Below are 22095 nucleotides of genomic sequence, written 5' to 3' on the forward strand. Positions count from 1 at the left end.
GCGCTATCACGCTATAATTGGCGGCCTTTAAGAGCAATATTGCAGGACTATGCGACTGTTCAAACGCAAGGCCGTCGTCAAGAATTCTTCGACACCGCTCCCTCCCCGTCTGGCCAACCTGCTGCGTGAAGCCTGGTGGCTGTTGATGGCGGTGGCCGCGGTGTACCTCGTCATCGCCCTGTTCAGCTACTCGGCGCAAGATCCGTCGTGGTCGCACAGCTCGTCCGATCCGACCATCCGCAATATCGGCGGCGCGTTCGGCGCCTGGCTGTCCGACATGCTGCTGTACGTGTTCGGTTATTCCGCCTGGTGGCTGGTCACCTTTTGCCTGGCGGCGATCGCCTGGGGCTACCGCCGGCTGACGCTGGAGAACCGCGGCTTCAAGCCCTCGCCGGTCGCGCTGGCGGCGGGCGGTGGCTTCCTGATGCTGATCCTCAGCTGCGCCGGTCTCGAGGCGCTGTTCCTCGGCGGCAAGGCGCTGTCGCTGCCCTTGGCGGCGGGCGGCATGTTCGGCCGCTTCATCGGCGGCGGGCTGAACCACGCCTTCGGCGCGACCGGCGCCACCTTGCTGCTGTCGGTGTTCTTTGCGATCGGTTTTTCGCTGTTCACCGGCTGGTCGTGGCTCGACATCATGGAAAAGATCGGCACGGGGCTGGAAGAGTCCGCGCTGCGCGTCTGGCAGAAGCTGAACGACGGCTGGCAGCACCGCCCGCGCAAGGCGGACAAGCCGGCCGCGCCGCCTGCCCCGGTCGTTGCCTCCAAACCCGAGCCGGTGCTGAACGAAGCGGCCGAGCCGGACGAGGACGACGATATCCCGTTCGATACCGCCCCCATCGCACCGCGCCGCGAGCCGGCCGAACCGGCCGCGCCGATGGTTTACCCTGCCCCGGTCGCGCCGCCGAAACCGGCCAAACCGGTGCAAAGCTCGCTGTTCGCCGACCCGAGTGACAACGCCCTGCCCGGCCTGGCCCTGTTGGAAGCCGCCCAGGAACAGCAACTGCCGGTGACGCCGGAAACGGTCGAAGCCACCTCGCGGCTGATCGAGCGCAAGCTCGCCGACTTCGGCGTCGAGGTGAAGGTGGTCGCGGCCTATCCCGGCCCGGTGATCACCCGTTACGAGATCGAGCCGGCGGTCGGCGTGAAGGGCGCACAGATCGTCAACCTGATGAAGGACCTGGCGCGCGCGCTGAGCCTGGTGTCGATCCGCGTGGTCGAGACGATCCCTGGCAAGACCTATATGGGCCTCGAGCTGCCCAACCCGAAGCGCCAGATCGTGCGGCTGTCCGAGATCGTCGGCGCCGACGTCTACCAGCACAACGAGTCGAAGCTGACGATGGCGATGGGCAAGGACATCGCCGGCACGCCGATCGTGGCGAACCTCGCCAAGATGCCGCACGTGCTGGTGGCCGGCACCACCGGCTCGGGCAAGTCGGTGGCGATCAACGCCATGATCCTGAGCCTGCTCTACAAGGCCACGCCGCAGGAAGTGCGGCTGATCATGGTCGACCCGAAGATGCTCGAGCTGTCGATCTACGAAGGCATCCCGCACCTGTTGGCGCCGGTGGTCACCGACATGAAGCACGCCGCCAACGCGCTCAACTGGTGCGTCGGTGAGATGGAAAAGCGCTACAAGCTGATGTCCAAGGTCGGCGTGCGCAACTTGGCCGGTTACAACCAAAAGATCAAGGACGCCGAGAAGACCGGCCAGAAGATCGCCAACCCGTTCAGCCTGACCCCGGAAACGCCGGAGCCGCTTGAGACGCTGCCGCTGATCGTGGTGGTGATCGACGAATTGGCCGACCTGATGATGGTGGCCGGCAAGAAGATCGAGGAGTTGATCGCTCGCCTGGCGCAGAAGGCCCGCGCCGCCGGCATCCATCTGATCCTCGCGACGCAGCGCCCGTCGGTCGACGTGATCACCGGCCTGATCAAGGCCAACATCCCGACCCGGATCGCCTTCCAGGTGTCGAGCAAGATCGACTCGCGCACCATCCTCGACCAGATGGGCGCCGAGGCGCTGCTCGGCCAGGGCGACATGCTCTACCTGCCGCCGGGCACCGGCTACCCGTTGCGCGTGCACGGCGCCTTCGTCGCCGACGACGAGGTGCACCATGTGGTCGAGTACCTGAAGACCACCGGCGAGCCCGACTATATCGAGGGCATCCTGTCAGGTGGTGCCGAGGACGGTGGCGGCGAGTTCGGCGTGGCCGGCGGCGACGCGGGTGGCGAGGCCGACGCGCTGTACGACGAGGCGGTGGCGATCGTGATCAAGACCCGCAAGGCGTCGATCTCGTCGGTACAGCGCCACCTGCGTATCGGCTACAACCGCGCCGCGCGGCTGATCGAGCAGATGGAGACCGCCGGCCTGGTGTCGCCGATGGAAACCAACGGCAACCGCACCGTGCTGGTGCCGGCGCGCGAAGACTAAATCCTGCCAGCCTTGCCGAGCCATGCGTTCGTCCAGCTGTGTCGTCAGACTATCCGCCGCCCCTCCCCGGGCGGCTTTATTGTGTCGAAGAAACCATGTCCGCTTACCAGACCGAACCCGCTTTCCGCCACGATGCCCCTGCCGGTCGCACCGCCATCCTGCCGATCAACCTCGGCACCCCCGACGCGCCGACCGCCAAGGCGCTGCGTCCCTATCTGAAGGAATTCCTATCCGATCCCCGAGTGGTGGAGATACCGCGCGCGATCTGGTGGCTGATCCTGAACGGCATCATCCTGAATACCCGCCCGGCCAAGTCGGCGCACAAGTACGCGACGATCTGGACGCCGGAGGGCTCGCCGCTCATGGTGCATACCCGGCGCCAGACCGCGCTGTTGCGCGAAATGTTGGCCGAACGAGGCCTCGGCGAGGTGCGGGTCGAGTTCGCGATGCGTTACGGCCAGCCGTCGGTGGCGTCGGTGATCGAAGCGCTGCGCGCCGACGGCGTCGAGCGCATCGTCGCGCTGCCGCTCTACCCGCAGTACGCCGCGTCGTCGAGTGGCACGGCGCTCGATCAGGTGTTCCGCGTGCTTGCGACCCGTCGCAATATGCCGGAGCTGCGTACGGTGCGGCACTTTCACGATCACCCCGCTTATATCGAGGCGCTGGCCGGCTCGGTACGCGACTACTGGAAGCTCAACGGCCGCCCCGACAAGCTGGTGATGAGCTTTCACGGCGTGCCGCGATTCACGCTCGACAAGGGTGACCCCTATCACTGCGAATGCCTGAAGACCGGCCGGCTGCTGGCCGAGGCGCTCGAGCTGGCGCCGAACGACTACAGCATCGCCTTCCAGAGCCGTTTCGGCCGCGCCGAATGGCTCAAGCCGTATACCAGCGAGGTACTGGCCGAACTCGGCCGTGCCGGCGCCGGCCGCGTCGACGTGATGTGCCCGGGCTTCGTGTCCGACTGCCTGGAAACGCTCGAGGAAATCGCCATCGAGGGCAAGGAAACCTTCCACGCGGCCGGCGGTGGCGACTACCGCTTCATCCCCTGCCTGAACGAATCGCCGGCCTGGATCGCGGCGCTTTCGGACATCGCCGAGGCGCAACTGGCCGGCTGGGAAAATCCGCTGCAACCTCAAGAGCTTGTGGTCGACCGACTGGCGCGGGCCAAATCGGCTGGTGCAGACAAGTAACACTTATTTTTCCGGCAACCCTGTCCGATGTCATATCGCGTTGACAAGGCCAAAAACCGCTTCTAATAATCCGCCTAGGCCATTGCGTGGCTGAGGGTGCCATTGCGGGGCTGTCCACACGTCTACATTGGAAACATCAGGGGAACACCAAATGAATAAGATTGCCCGTCTGAGTCTCATGGCCGCCGCCGTGATGACCCTCGCCGCCTGCGGCAAACAAGAACAAAAAACCGCAGGCGCGGCGTCGGCCGGTGCCAGCACCCAGGCTACCGGCGGCGAGCAGATCGTCAAGATCGGCCAGGTATCCCCGATGACCGGTCCGATTGCCCACCTGGGCAAGGACAACGAATTCGGCGCCACGCTCGCCATCGACGACCTGAACAAGGCCGGCGTGGTGATCGACGGCAAGAAGATCAAGTTCCAGCTGGTGTCGGAAGACGACCAGGGCGATCCAAAAATCGGCACCCAGGTGGCGCAGCGTCTCGTTGACGCTGGCGTGGCCGGCGTGGTCGGTCACCTCAACTCGGGCACCACCATCCCGGCGTCGAAGATCTACGCTGACAACGGCCTGCCGCAGATCTCGCCGTCGGCGACCAACCCGGAATACACCAAGCAGGGCTTCAAGACCGCCTTCCGCGTGATTGCCAACGACGTGCAGCAAGGCGCGGCGCTAGGTGACTTCGCGGTCAACAACCTGAAGGCGAAGAACATCGCGATCATCGACGACCGCACCGCCTACGGCCAGGGTCTAGCCGACCAGTTCGAAAAGGCGGTGAAGGCTAAGGGCGCGACCGTCTCGAAGCGCGAGTTCACCACCAACTCGGCCACCGATTTCAGCGCGATCCTGACCTCGATCAAGTCGGTTAAGCCGGACCTGGTGTTCTACGGCGGCATGGACGCGCAAGGCGGCCCGATGGCCAAGCAGATGAAGAAACTCGGCCTCAAGGCCAGGCTGATCGGCGGCGACGGCATGCAGACGCCGGAATTCATCAAGCTGGCCGGCGACGCGGCCGAAGGGCAATACGCGTCGATCTGTGGGGTGCCGCGCGACAAGATGCCGGGTTTTGCCACCTTCAACGACAAGTTCAAGGCCAAGTTCAACACCGACGTGCAGATCTACGCTCCGTACGAGTACGACGCGGTGAACGTGCTGGTTGACGCGATGAAACGCGCCAACTCGACCGATCCGAAGAAATACCTGGCTGAAGTCGGCAAGACCAACCTGACCGGCGTCACCGGCCAGATCCAGTTCGACGACAAGGGCGACATCAAGAACGGTGCAGTGACCGTTTACGAGGTGAAAGACGGCAAGTGGGAGGTGAAGGCCACCACGGGCGGCGCGAAGTAATTCGAGCCCATCCGCTGCAGAGAAACGGCGCCAGGTGGCGCCGTTTTCTTTAGCGCTCGGCATCAGACTTGACGGTTATTTGCAAAGAAGATAAAACGGAGACCATGTCAACGATGGCGACTGTATCCAGTCGCCGCGTACAGGGGCGCCGCCGCAACCCGGTATTGCCCACAAACCGTGAATGTCAAAAACATCGACTGGTGATGACCCTGATTTCTTTTTAACTAAGGGTTTCTTCATGCAGTACGCTCGTCTCTCGCTTATCGCCGTCGCGGTCCTATCACTGGCGGCTTGCAACAAGGCTCACAATAATACTGCGGCCAACGATGCCAGCGGTGCCGCCGCTTCGTCCAGCGATGTCGTTGTCAAGATCGGCGCCGCCAACCCGCTGACCGGTCCGTTCGCCCACTGGGGTCGCGACAGCGACAATGGCGTGAAGCTGGCCGTCCAGGAAGCCAACGCCGAAGGCGTCACCCTCGACGGCAAGAAGGTCAAGTTCGAAGTCGTCTCCGAGGACGACCAGGCCGACCCGAAAATGGCGACCCAGGTAGCGCAGCGCTTCGTCGACGACAAGGTCGCCGGCGTGATCGGCCACCTCACCTCGGGCGCCGCGATCCCGGCCTCGCGCATCTACTCGGACAACAATATTCCGATGATCGCCGCCTCGGTGACCAGCCCTGCCTTCACCCAGCAAGGCTATAAGAACACCTTCCGCATCATCGCCAACGACCAGCAGCAGGGGCAGGCGCTGGCCAAGTTTGCCGTGGGCGAACTGAAGGCCAAGCGCATCGCGGTGATCGACGATCGCACCACCTATGGCCAGGGTCTGGCCGACGACTTCGCCAAGTCGGTGGAGGCGGCCGGCGGCAAGGTCGTCAAACGCGAATACACCACCAACAGCTCGACCGACTTCATGGCCATCCTCACCTCGATCAAGGGTGAGAAGCCGGAGCTGGTGTTCTACGGCGGCATGGACGCGCAGGCTGGCCCGATGGTCAAACAGATGCGCAAGATCGGCCTTAACGCTCCGTTTATGGGCGCGGACGGCGTGAACACCGCCGAGTTCCCGAAACTGGCAGGCAAAGACGCCGAAGGCACCTACGCCTCGACCGCCGGCGCCGCCAAGGAACAGATGCCGGGCTTCGCCTCGTTCAACGACAAGTTCAAGGCCGAGTTCAAGACCGACATCCAGGCCTACGCGCCGTACACCTACGATGCCACTCGAGTGATGATCGCCGCGATGAAGCGCGCCGGTTCGGCCGACCCGGCCAAGTACCTGCCGGAGCTCTCCAAGACCGACTTCGACGGCGTGACCGGCAAGATCCAGTTCGACGCCAAGGGCGACATCAAGAACGGCACCGTGACGCTGTACCAGCTGAACGCGAGTAACTGGAAGACGGTTGGCAAGGGTAGCGAGGCCAAGGCTGCGTCTGCCGCGTCCTGATCGCTGACAAGCCATCGGGCGCATAGCGCCGGATGGCTTGAACATGACCTGCCCGGTCGCGCATGAGCTTAATGCGCCGCCGGGCAGTATTATTTCCGGAGCGCGGCTGACGCCGGCGCCACTTAGGGGAATGAATGAACAGATTGTTCGGACTGATGATTGCGGCAGGTATCGGCCTCGCTGCGCTGCCGGCCTTGGCCGCTGGGCCGGCGGGCGATCCGCTCGATGCGCTGGTCGACGCCGTTGCGCAGCGACTGGCGGTGGCCAACCAAGTGGCGCTCGCCAAGTGGGACAGTGGCAAGCCGGTGGAGGATCGCCCGCGCGAGCAGCAGGTGATTGCCGGTGCGGTCGCCATGTCGGCCGGTAGCGGTCTGAGCGAAGAGCGGGTGGCGCGTGTCTTTGCCGACCAGATCGAGGCCAGCAAGGTGGTGCAATACGCCCTGCTCGCCGACTGGCGCCGTGCTGGTGCCGCACCCGACATGCCAAGAGCCAGCCTCGTCAGCGAGATTCGGCCCCGACTCGACCGTTTGCAGGGACAGTTGCTGCTATTGCTGGCGTCGAGTTCGGCGCAGCGTAGCCAGCCGGTCTGCCGAAGCACACTCGCCAAGGCGGCTGGCGTGTACGCGCAGCAGCATGGCGGCGATGCTGTGCATGCGATTGCACTTGATCGTGCGCTGGCCAGCTTTTGCGAGAAATGAGGGAACTGTTTTCTTGTCGTGACGCGCTAGCTGAGTCATGATAAGACTAGGTTGCATGCGTTTGACGGCTTCGATCCACGACGCCATCCGTCCTTGCGATACCTGAGTCAGACAGAATTTGAGCAGCGCCATGCGCTGCTCAAAACTAAACTACCTGGTCCGTCAAGTTTGATGGTGGACCAAACATAATTTCAAGCGGTAGTTGAAATTACATCGGCGATTCCTCCGTAGAGGTGAACTGCCTTCAAGTCTGAGTAAGATTAGAAACCATTTCCTTGGTCTCGACGGCTCTTGCTCATTGCCTGGCCTGCTTACACTTATTAGGTTTCTATAGCAATCGGATAATCGCCCGATTGCGTGTCATGGAACCATTGTGAATTTCACAGGAATGGCATCAGGGGTGTCCTGCTCCGGTATGTAGTATTTGCTTTTGCTTCCAACCTTGTAAACCGCTCTGCACCAGTGTGAATCTGGATAGACTTGCCATGTGATATCTACGCAGTATTTTCCATCCTCCGAGATATGCCATGTGCCAATTCCATAGTAACCAATATTCTCTGATGTCTCGTGAAGTTGTCCGACGACCTTCCCATCCGCAAAGTTTGTCCACTCCGCATTGAGGTTCACGGTTTCTGTATAAAGCGTCTCTCCAGGCATCTGAGCCAGTAGCGCATCTTTTGACAGGAGCTGGGCGCCTTGACTAACCAGCATGCCTACAGTTAGCGTATCGGCATAGCATAATGAGGCAAAGGTCGTTAGGCCGGCTATTAATAGGTGTCGCACACCTTTAGCGGCGCAAGGAAAGGTTGGTCGCATATTCAGTAACTTGTGGGAAGAGAAGGTGCGATCCGTGTCAGCGCAACCCAGTATGGCAGGGGTAATGGCTGAGTGCTTGTTATCGATGGACATGATGAGACTCCTATTGCAAAGAGCATGGGCGGCGTAGATCGCAGCGTAAGCTCTTTTGGGTTTACTTGTAGGTGGCTTTCAGATATGACTATTCAAACTATCTTGGGAAAGTCATTCCGAGCCAATTTACTAAGTATTGCAAAAGTGTTGTCAGTTTCGGTTATATTGACACTTTGGCTAGCGAAAGAATGATTTCACCAGCTCGGGCCATTGCTGACATCGCAAGGCGCCAATCGCTAACCTTTTCATTCATAGGGACGATCTCATCGGAGTTCTCCTTCGGTTTGCACCCCACCCTCCCGTCGATAGGCGGGGTCATGCAGACTAAACTGATCACTGTGTCGATTTATTCCGTCTCGGCTGCACTTTTTCACGAGGAATCGCATCGCCGTTAGGCGCTTAGCGCTCAGCACTTGGCCAACCAAGCGCTGCCATGACGGCGAGTCACCTGTTTTTCTACTTCGCTGCGGGAAATTCCGGGCGTTTCGTCTGATTTTCTGACCGAGGTGTCGATTTCGATGCATCCCAGACGCACCCGGGGCGCCAGAAAGCCTCGACGCCCAGGGTTTTCAGGCGGCACAGGCGGTGCAGGTTGTAACAAGCGGAGCTGTGCTTAATGGGGCATCTTGAGAGAAGGGGGTGCGATTATTTGAAAATAACCGCTTGATCTTAAGGTGAATGTGAATATTTAAACAGCGCTACAGTATTTCATTTAAATAAAAGTTGGTTTTAGCATCGGGCACTCCTAAATAACAAAAATTCAGGATGTCCTTTGTATGTCACAGTTAAGTGCTGTTCCCACGGGATTCCCGAAGAGTGCGGCCAGCCTCGCGGTCGCTGCCAGCGTCGCCATCTCCGCTTGCGGGTCCGATCAAACCGGCGGTACTGCCGCCCTGCCTGCCGCGCAGACCCAGAATCAGCGCCCGAACATCCTCTATATCATGGCGGATGACCTGGGCTATTCCGATATCCACGCCTTTGGTGGCGAGATCGAGACGCCAAACCTGGACGCGCTGGTCGCCAACGGTCGCATTCTTACCAACCACCACACCGGCACGGTCAGCGCGATCACGCGCTCGATGCTGATCTCGGGTATCGACCATCACCTGGTCGGCGAAGGCATGATGGGCGCGCTGCAGGACGAGCGCAAGGGCCTGCCGGGCTATGAGGGCTACCTGAACGACCGTGCGCTGTCAGTCGCCCAACTGTTGAAGGACGGTGGCTATCACACTTATATCGCCGGCAAGTGGCACCTCGGGTCCAGCATCGTCGGCAGCGCGGCGACGGCCGGGCAGACGCCCGATCAGTGGGGCTTCGAGCGCAGCTTTACTCTGCTCGGCGGTGCCGCAGCCAACCACTTCGGTCACGAAGCGGCCAACTCGAAGAATTACACCGAAGACGGCAAGTACGTGCAGCCGGGACAGCCCGGACAGCCCGGTGGTGCGGGCGGCAGCCCGGCGCAGTTCTACTCGACCGACTTCTACACCGACAAGCTGATCTCCTACATCGACTCCAACCGCAAGGATGGCAAGTCGTTCTTCGCCTACGCCGCGTACACTTCGCCGCACTGGCCGCTGCAGGTGCCGGAGCCATGGCTGAGCAAGTACAAGGGCAAGTACGACCAGGGCTACGGCGCGGTGCGCTCGGCGCACATCGCGCGGATGCAGGCGCTCGGCGTGATTCCGCCCAATCTGACGCCGAACCCCGGCCTGCCGGAAACGCTGGCTTCTTCGCCTGCGACCGCCAACAACGGCACGCCGAGCGCCAAGTACATCAACGCCGAGCACGGCCCGGCCGATGGTTATGTCGATTACGGTGCGGGCGCGGTGGTGAAGAATTGGGGCAGCCTGTCGGCCGACGAGAAGAAGGCCCAGGCGCGTTACATGGAAATCTACGCCGGTATGGTGTCCAACCTGGACGACAACATCGGTCGGCTGATCCAGTACCTGAAAGACACCGGGCAGTACGACAACACCTACATTATGTTCCAGTCGGACAACGGGGCCGAAGGCTGGGCGATGGACTCGGGCGCCGATCCGACCGCGACCGATACCGCCAATGCGCAGCCGGGCGTCTACGAGAAGCTGGGCACCGACTACGGTCAGCTCAAGAGCTTCCGCCTGCCGTTCGGCCTGGCCTATGGTACCCGTTGGGCCGAGGTGAGCGCGGCCCCGCTGGGGCTCTACAAGGCGACGATGGGTGAAGGCGGTATCTCCGTGCCGACCGTCGTGAAGCTGCCGGGCCAGACCAAGGCGCTGCCGCCGCTGACCCAGTTCACCCATGTCACCGACAACACCGCGACCTTCCTCGCGCTGGCGGGGATTACGCCGCCGTCGCAGTCGGCACCGCCGCTGATCGATCCGCAGACCGGTAAAGACAAGAACCAGGGCAAGGTGGTCTACAACAACCGCTACGTCTACCCGGTGACGGGCAAGTCGCTGCTCGACGCGCTGAAGGTGGCGACGCCGGCGCCGTTGCGTAGCACGCCGTTCGGCGAGGAAAGCTACGGCCACGCGATGATCGTCAGTGCCGACGGCCGTTGGAAGGCGCGTTGGACGGCACCGCCGCTCGGCCCGCTCGACGGCCACTGGCAGCTGTTCGACCTGGCCAACGACCGTGGCGAGACCACCGACCTGTCGGCGCAATACCCGAGCCTGGTCAGCGCCTTGCGGCAGCAGTGGAAGGACTACATGGCCAGCGTCGGTGGCGTAGAGCCCTTGCGGCCGAGCTAAGCCGGAGCCCCAAGATTGGCCAAATCCGGCCGGCCTTGGATGACCGAAGCCGTGCCCGCCGGGCGTTCGACGCCCGGCGGCTTTTGCCTACGACACTCGATGAACACCATGACGTTTTTCCCCCGTTTTCTCGTGCTGGCTTATCTCGCCGGTGCGCTGCTGTCCGCCGAGGCCGTTGCCACTCCCAAGCCGATCCGCATTGGCGTCACCGACGGGCCGCAGGCCGAAATCCTGGCCGAGGTAAAGGCTGCCGAGCTGACGCGTGGTCTCAAGGTCGAGCTCGTCGCCTACCGTGACGGCAAGCAAATCAACCGCGATCTCGCCGCCGGACGGCTCGACGTCGCGAGTTTCCAGGATGGCGTCGCGCTGGAGCGCGACGTTAAGCGCCACGGCTATCCGCTGATAGCCGCGGCGGCGACGGTGACGCTGCCGATGGGCGTCTATTCGAAGAAAATCACCGAGCTCAAGGCGCTGAAGGACGGCGACACGTTGGCGATCCCGAACCATCGCGCCAGCGCCGCGCGCGCACTGATCCTGCTGCAGAACTACGGCCTGATCACCTTGGCCGATCGCGCCGGGCTTGATGCCGGCCCCAAAGACATCGTGGACAACCCGCACGGCTACCGAGTTGTCGCCCTGCCCGCCTCGCAACTGGCCGCCAGTCGTGCGCGGGTCGCCGCGGCGCTGATCGGGTATCCGGACGCGGTCCGCGCCGGGCTGTACCCGGCACGCGACGGTATAGGCATGGAGGATGCGAGCACGCCGTTTGCCGGCGTGCTCACGGTGCGGGCGGTCGACAAGGAGCGGCCTTGGCTCAAGACCTTGATCGCCAGCTATCGCAGCGATGCCATCGCACACTTCATCCTGACGCGCTATCAGGACTCGGTGCGGCGGCCATGGTAGCCCGCGACCGACCGCTATGCATTTCACTGCTCGGCCTGCGGCAAGTGCTGCAACACGCCGCCGCAGCTGTCGGTGCCGGAGCTGTTTCGCCACCAGCATCGTTTCATCGGCGCTCTGGCGCTGCGGCGCATCCGGCGCCCTGTCCCCGGCGCCGTTCTCGCCGGCGGCGAGGTGCTGACGCCGGATGATGCCGCGGCGATGGCCGAGTTGGCCGAACGGCTGCTGTTCACGCCTGCCGGATCGGTTGCGGCGGATGGCGATGTGGCGATCACGGCGCAGGGCTTCGACTACCCGTCGCGCGGGCGCTGCCCGGCACTCGGCGCGGACCGGCTCTGCACGCTGCACGGCGACCAAAAACCCGCCACCTGCGCCACGGTGCCGCTGGATGCGCTGCAGCCGGATCGCTTGCAACACGTGGTGCTGGCCAGTCGTCATGGCGAAGACGGCTATCTTGCGGCCGACTGCATCGTCGCCGGCGAGCGCACCGGCTTTGCGCCGTTGACGCACGACCGCCAGGTAGTCGACCCGTCGTTCCGGGAGGCGCTGCTTCGCCAGCGCGAAGCCATGGCGGCCGACAAGCACTGCTGGGGTCTGGACGTCTACCGGCTGCTGGAACGCGATCTGTTTGCGTCGGCCGGTCAGCTGGCCTTGCTGCCGTTCGACGGATTTCTTGCCATCGCCCTGGTGCCGTTGCTGCTGGTGCTCTCCGGCGTGTCGGAACGCTGCCGTGTCCGCTGCATCGACTACCTCGATGCGCAACTGGCGCTGATCGAGCGGGAAGTCGCGGCCGCGATCGTGCGTAAGCGCGCCGAGGACAAGCCGGTGACGCAACAGTTGCGCGGTTTTTCACAAGCCTACCGGGCGCTGCGAGACAGACTGCGCCTGCCTCCACCCCGCTACGGCGCCGTCCCGGCACGGGCGGCCGCCATCGAGAGCTGGCTCGGTCTCGAGACGGTGCCTGCTCCCGGCAACTAAGAATGGAATCCGCTATGCAATACAGCGACACGATCAAACAAGAGGCGAAGCGTCTCAACATCAGTCCGGAAGCACTGCAGACCTATCTCGACGCCGGTGCCGGCAAGCCCTCGCCCGGCGTCACCCGCTACCTGCACACCACGATCAAGCCGGCCAGCTCGGCCTGCAACCTCGGCTGCAACTACTGCTACTACCTGAGCAAGGAAGGCCTACTCAACCAGAACAACCGGCGCATCGACGAGACGCTGCTGGAGACCTTCATCAAGGATTACATCGACAGCCAGGACGTCGAGGAAATTGCCTTCACCTGGCACGGCGGCGAGCCGACGCTGCTCGGGGTCGGTTTCTTTCGCAAGGTGGTCGAGCTGCAGGCGCGCCACACCCCGGCGGGACGGCGGGTGTCCAACGACCTGCAGACCAACGGCACGCTGCTCGACGACGAATGGGGAGCGTTCCTCGCCGAGCATCGCTTCCTGGTCGGCTTGAGCATCGACGGCCCGCGCGAGCTGCACGACGCGTATCGGCCGACCAAGAAGGGCAAGCCGAGCTTCGACGCGGTGTTCGCGGCGACGCAGCTCTTGAAGAAACACGGCGTGCCGTTCAGCACGCTGACCACGGTCAACCGCAAGAACGCCAAGCGACCGCTCGAGGTCTACCGTTTCCTGCGCGACGAGGTGGGCTCGACGTATATGCAGTTCATCCCCTGAGTCGAACCGAAGCAGTTCGAAAACGTCGCGCCGGGCTATCTGGAACCGAGCCAGCTGGTCGATGCGCTGAGCCCGCGCGCCAAGCCGGGGCACCCCTTGTCGGTGGTGACCGACTGGAGCGTCGAGTCGGAAGACTGGGGCGCGTTCTTGTCGGTGGTGTTCGACGAGTGGGTGACGCATGACCTGAAACGAGTCAAGGTCAACCTGTTCGAGACGACGATCGCGCAGCTCAAGGGGCAGCCGGCGATGATCTGCACCAGCAGCCCGTTCTGCGGCAAGAACGTCGCGCTCGAGCACGACGGCCGGGTGTATTCCTGCGACCACTTCGTCTATCCGGAGTACGAGATTGGCCGGGTCGGCGAGAAGTCGCTGAGCGAGATGGTGTTTTCGATCAAGCAGCTGGAGTTCGGCCTGAACAAGTTCAACACCCTGCCGAGCGAATGCCGCAAGTGCCAATTCTTAAGCCTGTGCTACGGCGAATGCCTGCGCACCCGCATCCTGAAGACCCGGCCGGGCGAAGGCAATCTGAGCTATCTGTGCCGCGGTTGGAAAAAATTCTACGGCCACGCGGTGCCGGTGATGCAGCGGATGCGCTGAGCCGTAAACGGCGGGCAATAAAAAGGCACCTTGCGGTGCCTTTTCTCATCCAGCCAGAACGCTTAGGCGTTCTTGCTCTTGCGGCGATCCTGCTCTTGTAGGAAGCGCTTGCGCATGCGGATGTTTTGCGGGGTGATCTCGACGATTTCGTCGTCGTCGATGAATTCGACGGCTGACTCCAGGGTCATCTTGATCGGGGTGGTCAGACGAACCGCTTCGTCGGTGCCCGAGGCGCGAACGTTGGTCAGCTTCTTGCCCTTGAGCGGGTTCACCACCAGGTCGTTGTCACGGCTGTGGATGCCGATGATCATGCCTTCGTACAGCTTGTCGCCCGGGGAGACGAACATGCGGCCGCGGTCTTCCAGGTTCCACAGCGCGTAGGCAACGGCTTCGCCGTTTTCCTGCGAGATCAGCACGCCGTTGTGACGGCCCGGCATGTCGGCTTTCACCGGCGCGTAGTCGTCGAACACATGGCTCATCAGGCCGGTGCCGCGGGTCATGGTCAGGAAGTCGCCCTGGAAACCGATCAGGCCGCGCGCCGGGATGTGGTACTCGAGGCGGGTACGGCCCTGACCGTCCGATTCCATATTGGTCAGCTCGCCGCGGCGACGACCCAGTTCTTCCATCACGGCGCCCTGGGTGGCGTCTTCCAGATCGACGGTCAGGTTCTCGTACGGCTCGCACTTCACGCCATCGACATCCTTGTAGACCACGCGCGGTTTGCCGACGGCCATTTCGAAGCCTTCGCGACGCATGTTTTCCAGCAGGATGGTCAGGTGCAGTTCGCCACGACCGGATACGCGGAAGATGTCCGCGTCTTCGGTGTCTTCGACGCGCAGCGCCACGTTGGTCAGCAGTTCTTTGGTCAGGCGGTCACGGATCTGACGGCTGGTGACGAACTTGCCTTCGGTGCCGGCCAGCGGCGAGGTGTTCACCATGAAGTCCATGGTCAGCGTCGGCTCGTCCACACCCAGAACCGGCAGGCCGACCGGGGCGTCACGGTCACAGACGGTCACACCGATACCGATGTCGTCGAGGCCGGAGATGACCACGATGTCGCCGGCTTCGGCTTCTTCAACGGCTACGCGCTCCAGGCCCTGGAAGCCCAGTACCTGGTTGATACGGCCTTGTGCGGTCTGGTCTTCGTGGTTCATTACTACCACGACCTGGCCCGGCTTGATGCGGCCGTTCAGGATGCGGCCAAGGCCCAGACGACCGGTGTAGGTCGAGTAGTCCAGTGCCGAGATCTGCAGCTGCAGCGGCGCTTCCGGGTCACCGGCGGGGGTCGGAACGTGCGACAGCACGGTCTCGAACAGCGGACGCATGTTGTCGGATTCGTCTTCCAGCTCGTGCTTGGCATAGCCGGACAGGCCCGAGGCGTAGATGATCGGGAAGTCGAGCTGTTCGTCGGTGGCGCCGAGCTTGTCGAACAGGTCGAAGGTCTGGTCAACCACCCAGTCCGGACGCGCGCCCGGGCGGTCGATCTTGTTGATTACCACGATCGGGCGCAGGCCGAGGGCCAGGGCCTTCTTGGTCACGAAGCGGGTCTGCGGCATCGGGCCTTCGACCGCGTCGACCAGCAGTACCACGCCGTCGACCATGCCCATCACGCGCTCAACCTCGCCGCCGAAATCGGCGTGTCCCGGGGTGTCGACGATGTTGATGTGAACGCCTTCGTAGTCGATCGCGGTGTTCTTGGCAAGAATGGTAATGCCGCGTTCTCTTTCGAGGTCGTTGCTGTCCATCACGCGTTCAGCAACCTGCTGGTTCTCGCGGAAGGTGCCGGATTGGCGCAGCAGTTGGTCGACCAGCGTGGTCTTGCCGTGGTCGACGTGGGCAATAATGGCGATGTTGCGAATTTGACGGGTCATGGGTCTTCTGGCCGGATGGAGGCGGAAAAATAATCGCGCGATTTTAGCACAGGCGACCCCCTGCCCCCAAATTCGATTGCATCCACAAGACAGACGGTTTGCGCTACACTGCGCCGCAAAATTATCAGGAGACGCTTATGTACGATTGGACTGCGCTGTGGGACGAGCACGCGGCCGAACAGAGCCCGCTGGCGGGGGTGCACGACATCAATGAGCTGGCCGACACCCTGGGTGCCCGCTTGCTCGAGCCGTCCGGCGCCGATGCGCCACTGGCGGTGTACGAGGCGGCCAGCGCTTACATTCTGGTCGGCGTCGAAGGCGGCCATGTGCAGCAGCTGTCGCTCGCCAAGCGCGACCTGTTCGATCTGACGCTGCGCTTCGTCACCGAAGACGAAGGCCAGCAGCTGGCGCTGCCCTATCTGGAAGTCATCGCCGACAACCTGGCCACCGGCGAAAGCGAAGCGTGGCGCGCGACGGTGACGCTCGACGAGCAGGGCCGGCCGTGGGCCGCCAACCGCATGTTGGCCGAACAGCTGATGCCGGCGTTCGAGTTCGACACGCTGTCGTTCACCGATGCGGGCAGCTTCCGTGAGGCGCTGCGCAGCCTGTGGATCGACACGGTGCCCGAACTGGTGCCGGCTATCGTCGGCTGGTTCAGCGGCGAGCAGGAAGACGTCGTCGCCCCTATTCATGACGACGCGCGCACCCGCGAGATGCTGGAGCGCTACGCCGAGATCGTCCGCCACGAGCAGGCGGTGCTGGGCCGTCGCTTCATCGACGCCGAGCTGCGTCTGGTCGCCGAGGTGCTGCACGGCATCCGTTTCGACAGCGCGGCCTCATGCCGCGGGCTTTGGCTGGCGGTGGAAGCGCGGCTGATCGACGAGGAACTCGATCGCAAGTGGAAGGTCGACGGCGATGCGCTGCTGGAGAAGCTCAAGGGCCTGAGCTATGCGCAGGAAGTGGCGCTGATCGAGGGGTTGACCGGTTCGGCCAGTCATGAGGACGAGGCCGAATAAAAAAGAGGGGGCGACACCCCTGCCGCCCCCGATCATCCCATCCGTTCACTCAAAGAAGCAGTGAAGCGACACCGACTCTATCCCGGCTGCATGACGGACATATTACGCCGGCAGCTCCAGGACGATCTTGCCGAGGTTGGCGTTGCTCTCCATGTGGCGGTGCGCGGCAGCGACGTCGGCGAAGGCGAAGCGGCTGTCCAGCGTGATGCGTAGCCTGCCGGTGCGGAAGTCGTCGAGCCGTTCGGCCAACCTGGCCGTCAACCGCGCCTTTACCTCCAGCGGCTGGCCGCGCAAGGTCGAGCCCTGCACGCGCAGCCGCTTCATCAGAAGTTGGCCGAGGTTGAGCTGGCCGTCGCTGCCGCCCATCACGCCGATCACCACCAGCCGGCCGTCGCGGCGCAGCGCGGTGACGTTCTCGTCGATATGGCTGGCGCCGACCGGGTCGAGCACCAGGTCGACCCCGCCCCGCTCCTTGATCCATTGGCCGAACGCCGGCAGTTCCTTGTAGTTGAACGCCTCGTCGGCGCCGAGCTCGCGGCAGTACGCCAGCTTGGCGGCGCTGCCGGCGCTGGCGAACACCCGCGCGCCGATCAGCTTGGCGAGCTGGATCGCCGCCGCGCCGACACCGCTGGCGCCGGCGTGCACCAGGAAGCCCTCGCCGGCTTTCAGCTGGCCGACGTCGGTCAGGTTCAAGAGAGCCGTCAACCACGCCTCGGGCAGGCTCGCCGCCTCGGCCCAGCCCAGCCAGTCGGGCTTGGCGATCGCCAGTGCGTCGTCGAGCAGCGCGTATTCGGCGTAAGCGCCGCCGCCGACCAGGCCGAACACCGCGTCCCCGGGTCGGAAGCGGCAGGCGGCGCCGGCCTCGGCGACGACGCCGACGACCTCCAGTCCCAGAATCGGCGAGGCGCCGGGTGGCGGCGGGTAACGGCCTTCGCGCTGGACGATGTCGGCACGGTTCACCCCGGCGGCGTTTACCTTGACCAGCAGCTGGCTCGGGCCAGGCTGCGGACGTTCTACGCTGCCGAGATAGAGCGTGTCGGCATCGCCCGGATGGGTTTGTAATACCGCTTGCATAACGATCCTTTCCTTGATCCGGATTGGCGGGGGATTCGATTACAATAGCCTAACCATGAGCGAAAACTGTTTCCACTGCGGCCTGCCGGTGCCGGCCGGCAGCGACTTTCCGATCCGTTACAAGGCCAGGACCGAGCCCGCCTGCTGCGCCGGCTGCCAGGCGGTGGCGCAGACCATCGTCGACGCCGGCCTGTCCGATTACTACGCGCACCGCACCAGCGGCTCGCAGAAGGTCGAGCTGCTGCCGGACGAGCTGTTGGAACAGATTCGCCTGTTCGATTCGGACGAGCTGCAGAAGAGCTTCGTCCACGTCGACGAGAACGATGTGCGCGAGGCGGCGCTGATGCTCGAGGGTATCACCTGCGCCGCCTGCGTCTGGCTGAACGAGCGCCACCTGCAGCGCCTGCCCGGCGTGCTGTCGGTCGACATCAACTACAGCACCCACCGTGCCCGGGTGCGCTGGGACAACCACCGGTTGAAGCTGTCGCAGGTTCTCGAGGCGGTCGGAGCGATCGGCTACCGCGCCCACCCCTACGACGCCGCCCGCCAGGAAGCGCTGGCCAATAAGGAGCGCAAGCGCGCGCTCAGCCGGCTGTGGGTGGCCGGCCTGTCGATGATGCAGGTGATGATGTACGCGGTGCCGACCTATATGGCCAAGGCCGGCGACATTGATCACAACAGCCTGTGGTTGCTGCACTGGGCCAACCTGCTGTTGACCTTGCCGGTGATGCTGTATTCGGCGGTGCCGTTCTACCGTGCCACCTGGCGCGACCTGAAGGCCCGCCGGGTCGGCATGGACACGCCGGTGACCATCGCCATCATCACCGCCTTCATCGCCAGCCTGTGGGCGCTGATCCACAAGGTCGAGCACGGCATCTATTTCGATTCGGTGTCGATGTTCGTGTTCCTGTTGCTCGGCGGGCGCTATCTGGAAAGTATTGCGCGGCGCAAGACCGGCGAGGCGACCGAGAGCCTGATCAAGCTGGTGCCGGCGTTCGCGCACCGGGTTCAAGGTTGGCCGAACAGCCGCGCAGCCAACGAGGCGCCGGTCAGCCGGCTCGGCATCGGCGACGTGCTGCTGGTGAAACCGGGCGAGACGCTGCCGGCCGACGGCGTGGTGCTGGAGGGCGACAGCGCCATCGACGAGGCGCTGCTGACCGGCGAGAGCCGGCCCTTGCCGAAGAGCGTCGGCGACAGCGTGATCGCCGGCAGCGTCAATACCGCCAGCCCCCTCTATATAAGGATCACCCACACCGGCCAGCACACCCGTCTCGCCGGCATCGTGCGCCTGCTCGACAAGGCCCTGGCCGAAAAGCCGCGCCTCGCGGTGCTGGCCGACCGCTTCGCAGGCTGGTTCGTGCTGGTGCTGCTGATCGTTGCGGCGGCGACGTATCTCGGTTGGCACTTCGTCGACCCGGGCCGCGCGCTGTGGATCACCGTGGCGGTGCTGGTGGTGTCCTGCCCGTGCGCGCTGTCGCTGGCGACGCCGGCGGCGCTGACCGCGGCGACCGGGCACCTGGCCGGCATCGGCGTCTTGACCACCCGCGGCCACGCGCTGGAGACGCTGGCCCGCGTCAGCGATGCGGTATTCGACAAGACCGGCACACTGACCAACGGCCGGTTGACGCTTGCCGCCACCCGCGACCTGGCCCAGCACGAGCCGCTGCCGGCGCTGGAGCTCGCTTGCGCTCTGGAGGCCAACTCCGAACACGCGATCGCCCGCGCCTTTGCCCGTCCGGACGGCGTGGCCGCGCTGGCGTTCGGCAAGGTGAAGAACGTCCCCGGCCAGGGCGTCGAGGGCGTCCTCGATGGCGTGCGCTGGCGGTTGGGGCGCTTCAGCTTCGTCGCCGAGCTGGCCGGCGCGCTGCCTGAGCGGCTCAAGGGCTGGCAGCAGGAGACCACGTTGGTGGGTCTCGGCAGCGAGCAAGGCTGGCGCGCGGCGTTTTCGCTGTCGGACAGTGCGCGTGCCGACGCGCAGGCGCTGGTCGACACGCTCACCGCGCAGGGGATTCAGGTCCACCTATTGAGTGGCGACAGCGACGGCGCGGTGCGCTTCCTCGCCGACCAGCTCGGCGTCGGCAGCTGGCGCGCCCGCGCGACCCCGGAGGCGAAGCTGGCCTACGTCGCCGCGCTGCAGAATGAAGGCCGCCAGGTGTTGATGGTCGGCGATGGCATCAACGACGCGCCGGTGCTGGCCCGCGCCGACGTGTCGGTCGCGATGGGTGGCGGCACCGACGTGGCGCGTGCCAACGGCGACATGGTGCTGGTGAACGACCAGCTGCTGCGCCTGCCCGACGCGGTGGCGCTGTCGCGCAAGACGCTCAAGGTGATCCGCCAGAACCTCTGGTGGGCGGCCGGCTACAATCTGGTCGCGCTGCCCTTGGCGATCAGCGGACACGTCACGCCGTGGATCGCCAGCCTCGGCATGGCGGCCAGCTCGCTGATCGTCGTCACCAATGCACTACGCCTGATTCGAAAGCCCCTCTGATGGAAAGCCTGTACCTGTTGATCCCGATGAGCATCGCGCTGGTGTTCTTCTTCGGCGCGCTGTTCTGGTGGTCGACCCGCAGCGGTCAGTTCGACGACATGGAAGGGCCGGCGCACCGCATCCTGATGGACGACGACCGCGCCGGCAACGAAACGTCGCCGGACGACCAGTCCAAGGGATGACAATGCCCTGAAAGGGCGGCCCGGTGGTGATTTTATCTAGGTAATTCGACGTTCTTGCCCAAAGCGTGTTTCTCCGGCGCCAACTTCCGGTAGAATGCGCGCCTTTTTGCGGTAAGTAGTTGATAACTACATAAAATCTTTCCACACCGAGGATCTCAGTGAATACCTTCCAGGCCGTTTTCGGCATTCTCTTCTTGTTAGGTGTTGCCTACACCTTCTCGAGCAACCGCAAGGCGGTTAACTGGCGCCCTGTAATGATGGGGCTGGCGCTGCAGAGCGTGCTGTTCCTGGTGATCAACTACGTGCCGGCCGTCAAGTCCGGCTTCGAGGCGTTCGGCAACGGCTTCGTCAAAGTGCTGAACTTCTCGGCCGAGGGCTCCCGCTTCCTGTTCGGCGACCTGGCCAACGCCGGCGGCAAGCTCGGCTTCGTGTTCGCCTTCATCGTGCTGCCGGTGATGATCTTCTTCTCGGCGCTGACCGCGCTGTTCTACCACTTCGGCATCCTGCAGCGCGTGGTCGCCGGCATGGCCTGGGTGATGAAGCGCACCATGGGCCTGTCCGGCCCGGAAAGCCTGACCGTGGCCGGCAATATCTTTCTCGGCCAGACCGAGACGCCGCTGCTGATCCGCCCGTACATCAAGAACATGACCCGCTCGGAGCTGGGCTGCGTGATGGTGGCGGGCATGGCTTCGCTCGCCGGTGGGGTGCTGGCCGCGTACGTGTCCTTTCTCGGCGGCTCCGACCCGCACGAGCAGGCCAAGTTCGCCGCCTATCTGCTGACGGCGGCCTTCATGAACGCACCGGCCGCCGCCGCGTTCGCCAAGGTGCTGTTCCCCCAGGGGGATATCGAACACGAGTCGAGCCAGGATCTGGGCTACGACCATAGCCACGAGAACGGCACGATGATCAACGCACTGGTGACGGGAGCGCTCGACGGCATGAAGATGGCCGCCGCCGTGGCGACCATCCTGCTCGCCATCGTCTCGCTGATCGCGCTGGCCAACTTCCTGGTGAAGGACGGTATCGGTGCCGCACTCGGCATCAACGACTGGATCCGGGTCTCGACCTCGGGCGTGTTCAACGGCCTGACCCTGCAGTACATCTTCGGCCAACTGTTCCGCCCGTTCGCCTTCATCATGGGCGTGAGCTGGGGCGAGACGCTGCAGGTCGGCAGCCTGCTCGGTCAGAAGATCGTGCTGAACGAGTTCATCGCCTACCTGGATCTGGCCAAGCTGAAGGCGGCCGGTGCCCTGTCGCCCCAGGCGGTCATGGTCGCGACCTTCGCGCTGGCGAGCTTCTCGAACTTCGGCTCGGTGGGCATCTGCGTGGCCGGCATCGGTGCGCTGGCACCGGCGAAACAGAAGATGTTGGCCGAAATCGGCCTGCGCGCGCTGCTGGGCGCGGTACTGGCGGGGTTCATGACCGCGACCGTGGCCAGCCTGTGGAAGTCGATTTTCTAAGCGGCACCCAATCGCCGCCGTCATCGGTAGATGGCTGACAAAAAAGGCGGGAATCGGCTAGCATGCCTTT

At 63.8% G+C, this 22095-nt stretch carries 17 protein-coding genes; 14 read left to right on the forward strand and 3 right to left on the reverse strand.

Going from position 1 to position 22095, the window contains the following annotated elements:
- The first annotated feature begins 49 nt into the window (after positions 1-49).
- The 5 genes from ACZ2IA_RS12890 to ACZ2IA_RS12910 all read left to right on the forward strand — a co-directional run bounded on the left by ACZ2IA_RS12890 (position 50) and on the right by ACZ2IA_RS12910 (position 7111).
- Positions 50-2428, forward strand: a complete 2379-nt coding sequence (locus ACZ2IA_RS12890) for a DNA translocase FtsK (RefSeq protein WP_470292989.1) — start codon at positions 50-52, stop codon at positions 2426-2428.
- A 95-nt stretch (positions 2429-2523) separates the two neighbouring features.
- On the forward strand, positions 2524-3621 hold the full coding sequence (hemH, locus tag ACZ2IA_RS12895) for a ferrochelatase (protein WP_470292990.1): 1098 nt from the start codon (positions 2524-2526) through the stop codon (positions 3619-3621).
- A gap of 151 nt (positions 3622-3772) precedes the next feature.
- Entirely contained in the window at positions 3773-4969 is a 1197-nt protein-coding gene (locus tag ACZ2IA_RS12900) for a branched-chain amino acid ABC transporter substrate-binding protein (protein WP_470292991.1), read from the forward strand.
- A 238-nt stretch (positions 4970-5207) separates the two neighbouring features.
- Positions 5208-6413, forward strand: coding sequence for a branched-chain amino acid ABC transporter substrate-binding protein (locus ACZ2IA_RS12905; protein ID WP_470292992.1), 1206 nt, complete (start codon positions 5208-5210; stop codon positions 6411-6413).
- Between the two features lie 134 nt (positions 6414-6547).
- On the forward strand, positions 6548-7111 hold the full coding sequence (locus ACZ2IA_RS12910) for a chorismate mutase (RefSeq protein ID WP_470292993.1): 564 nt from the start codon (positions 6548-6550) through the stop codon (positions 7109-7111).
- A 360-nt stretch (positions 7112-7471) separates the two neighbouring features.
- Here the strand turns inward: ACZ2IA_RS12910 and ACZ2IA_RS12915 are convergent, their stop codons facing one another.
- Positions 7472-8020, reverse strand: a complete 549-nt coding sequence (locus tag ACZ2IA_RS12915; protein WP_470292994.1) for a hypothetical protein — start codon at positions 8018-8020, stop codon at positions 7472-7474.
- Between the two features lie 776 nt (positions 8021-8796).
- On the opposite strand from ACZ2IA_RS12915, the gene ACZ2IA_RS12920 reads away from it, so the two are divergent.
- The 5 genes from ACZ2IA_RS12920 to ACZ2IA_RS12940 all read left to right on the forward strand — a co-directional run bounded on the left by ACZ2IA_RS12920 (position 8797) and on the right by ACZ2IA_RS12940 (position 13934).
- Positions 8797-10752: an arylsulfatase gene (locus ACZ2IA_RS12920; RefSeq protein ID WP_470292995.1), complete on the forward strand. Its 1956-nt coding sequence runs from the start codon at positions 8797-8799 to the stop codon at positions 10750-10752.
- A 99-nt stretch (positions 10753-10851) separates the two neighbouring features.
- Positions 10852-11655 (forward strand): MetQ/NlpA family ABC transporter substrate-binding protein, encoded by an 804-nt coding sequence (locus tag ACZ2IA_RS12925; protein ID WP_470292996.1) that lies wholly within the window; start codon positions 10852-10854, stop codon positions 11653-11655.
- A 72-nt stretch (positions 11656-11727) separates the two neighbouring features.
- On the forward strand, positions 11728-12630 hold the full coding sequence (locus ACZ2IA_RS12930) for a hypothetical protein (RefSeq protein WP_470292997.1): 903 nt from the start codon (positions 11728-11730) through the stop codon (positions 12628-12630).
- A 14-nt stretch (positions 12631-12644) separates the two neighbouring features.
- Positions 12645-13337, forward strand: a complete 693-nt coding sequence (locus tag ACZ2IA_RS12935; protein WP_470292998.1) for a radical SAM protein — start codon at positions 12645-12647, stop codon at positions 13335-13337.
- 102 nt (positions 13338-13439) lie between these two features.
- The gene (locus tag ACZ2IA_RS12940; RefSeq protein ID WP_470293087.1) at positions 13440-13934 is read left to right on the forward strand and encodes an SPASM domain-containing protein; all 495 of its coding nucleotides are present in this window, start codon (positions 13440-13442) and stop codon (positions 13932-13934) included.
- 62 nt (positions 13935-13996) lie between these two features.
- Here the strand turns inward: ACZ2IA_RS12940 and typA are convergent, their stop codons facing one another.
- Positions 13997-15805 (reverse strand): translational GTPase TypA, encoded by a 1809-nt coding sequence (gene typA / locus ACZ2IA_RS12945; protein ID WP_470292999.1) that lies wholly within the window; start codon positions 15803-15805, stop codon positions 13997-13999.
- A 137-nt stretch (positions 15806-15942) separates the two neighbouring features.
- Here typA and ACZ2IA_RS12950 point away from each other — a divergent pair, with 137 nt between their 5' ends.
- Positions 15943-16821: a hypothetical protein gene (locus tag ACZ2IA_RS12950; protein ID WP_470293000.1), complete on the forward strand. Its 879-nt coding sequence runs from the start codon at positions 15943-15945 to the stop codon at positions 16819-16821.
- Between the two features lie 102 nt (positions 16822-16923).
- On the opposite strand, the gene ACZ2IA_RS12955 is transcribed toward ACZ2IA_RS12950, so the two are convergent.
- Positions 16924-17895, reverse strand: a complete 972-nt coding sequence (locus ACZ2IA_RS12955) for an NAD(P)H-quinone oxidoreductase (RefSeq protein WP_470293001.1) — start codon at positions 17893-17895, stop codon at positions 16924-16926.
- A 55-nt stretch (positions 17896-17950) separates the two neighbouring features.
- Between ACZ2IA_RS12955 and ACZ2IA_RS12960 the strand changes: the two genes are divergently transcribed.
- From ACZ2IA_RS12960 to ACZ2IA_RS12970, 3 genes are all read left to right on the forward strand, one after another.
- Positions 17951-20383, forward strand: coding sequence for a heavy metal translocating P-type ATPase (locus ACZ2IA_RS12960; RefSeq protein WP_470293002.1), 2433 nt, complete (start codon positions 17951-17953; stop codon positions 20381-20383).
- Positions 20383-20565 carry a cbb3-type cytochrome oxidase assembly protein CcoS gene (gene ccoS / locus ACZ2IA_RS12965; protein WP_470293003.1) on the forward strand — a complete coding sequence of 61 codons (183 nt, stop codon included), beginning with the start codon at positions 20383-20385 and terminating at the stop codon, positions 20563-20565. The genes ACZ2IA_RS12960 and ccoS overlap by 1 nt, the downstream gene beginning before the upstream one ends.
- A gap of 158 nt (positions 20566-20723) precedes the next feature.
- Positions 20724-22025: a NupC/NupG family nucleoside CNT transporter gene (locus ACZ2IA_RS12970; RefSeq protein ID WP_470293004.1), complete on the forward strand. Its 1302-nt coding sequence runs from the start codon at positions 20724-20726 to the stop codon at positions 22023-22025.
- Positions 22026-22095: the final 70 nt, after the last annotated feature.

Source organism: Crenobacter sp. CS_VA4 (assembly GCF_055597485.1).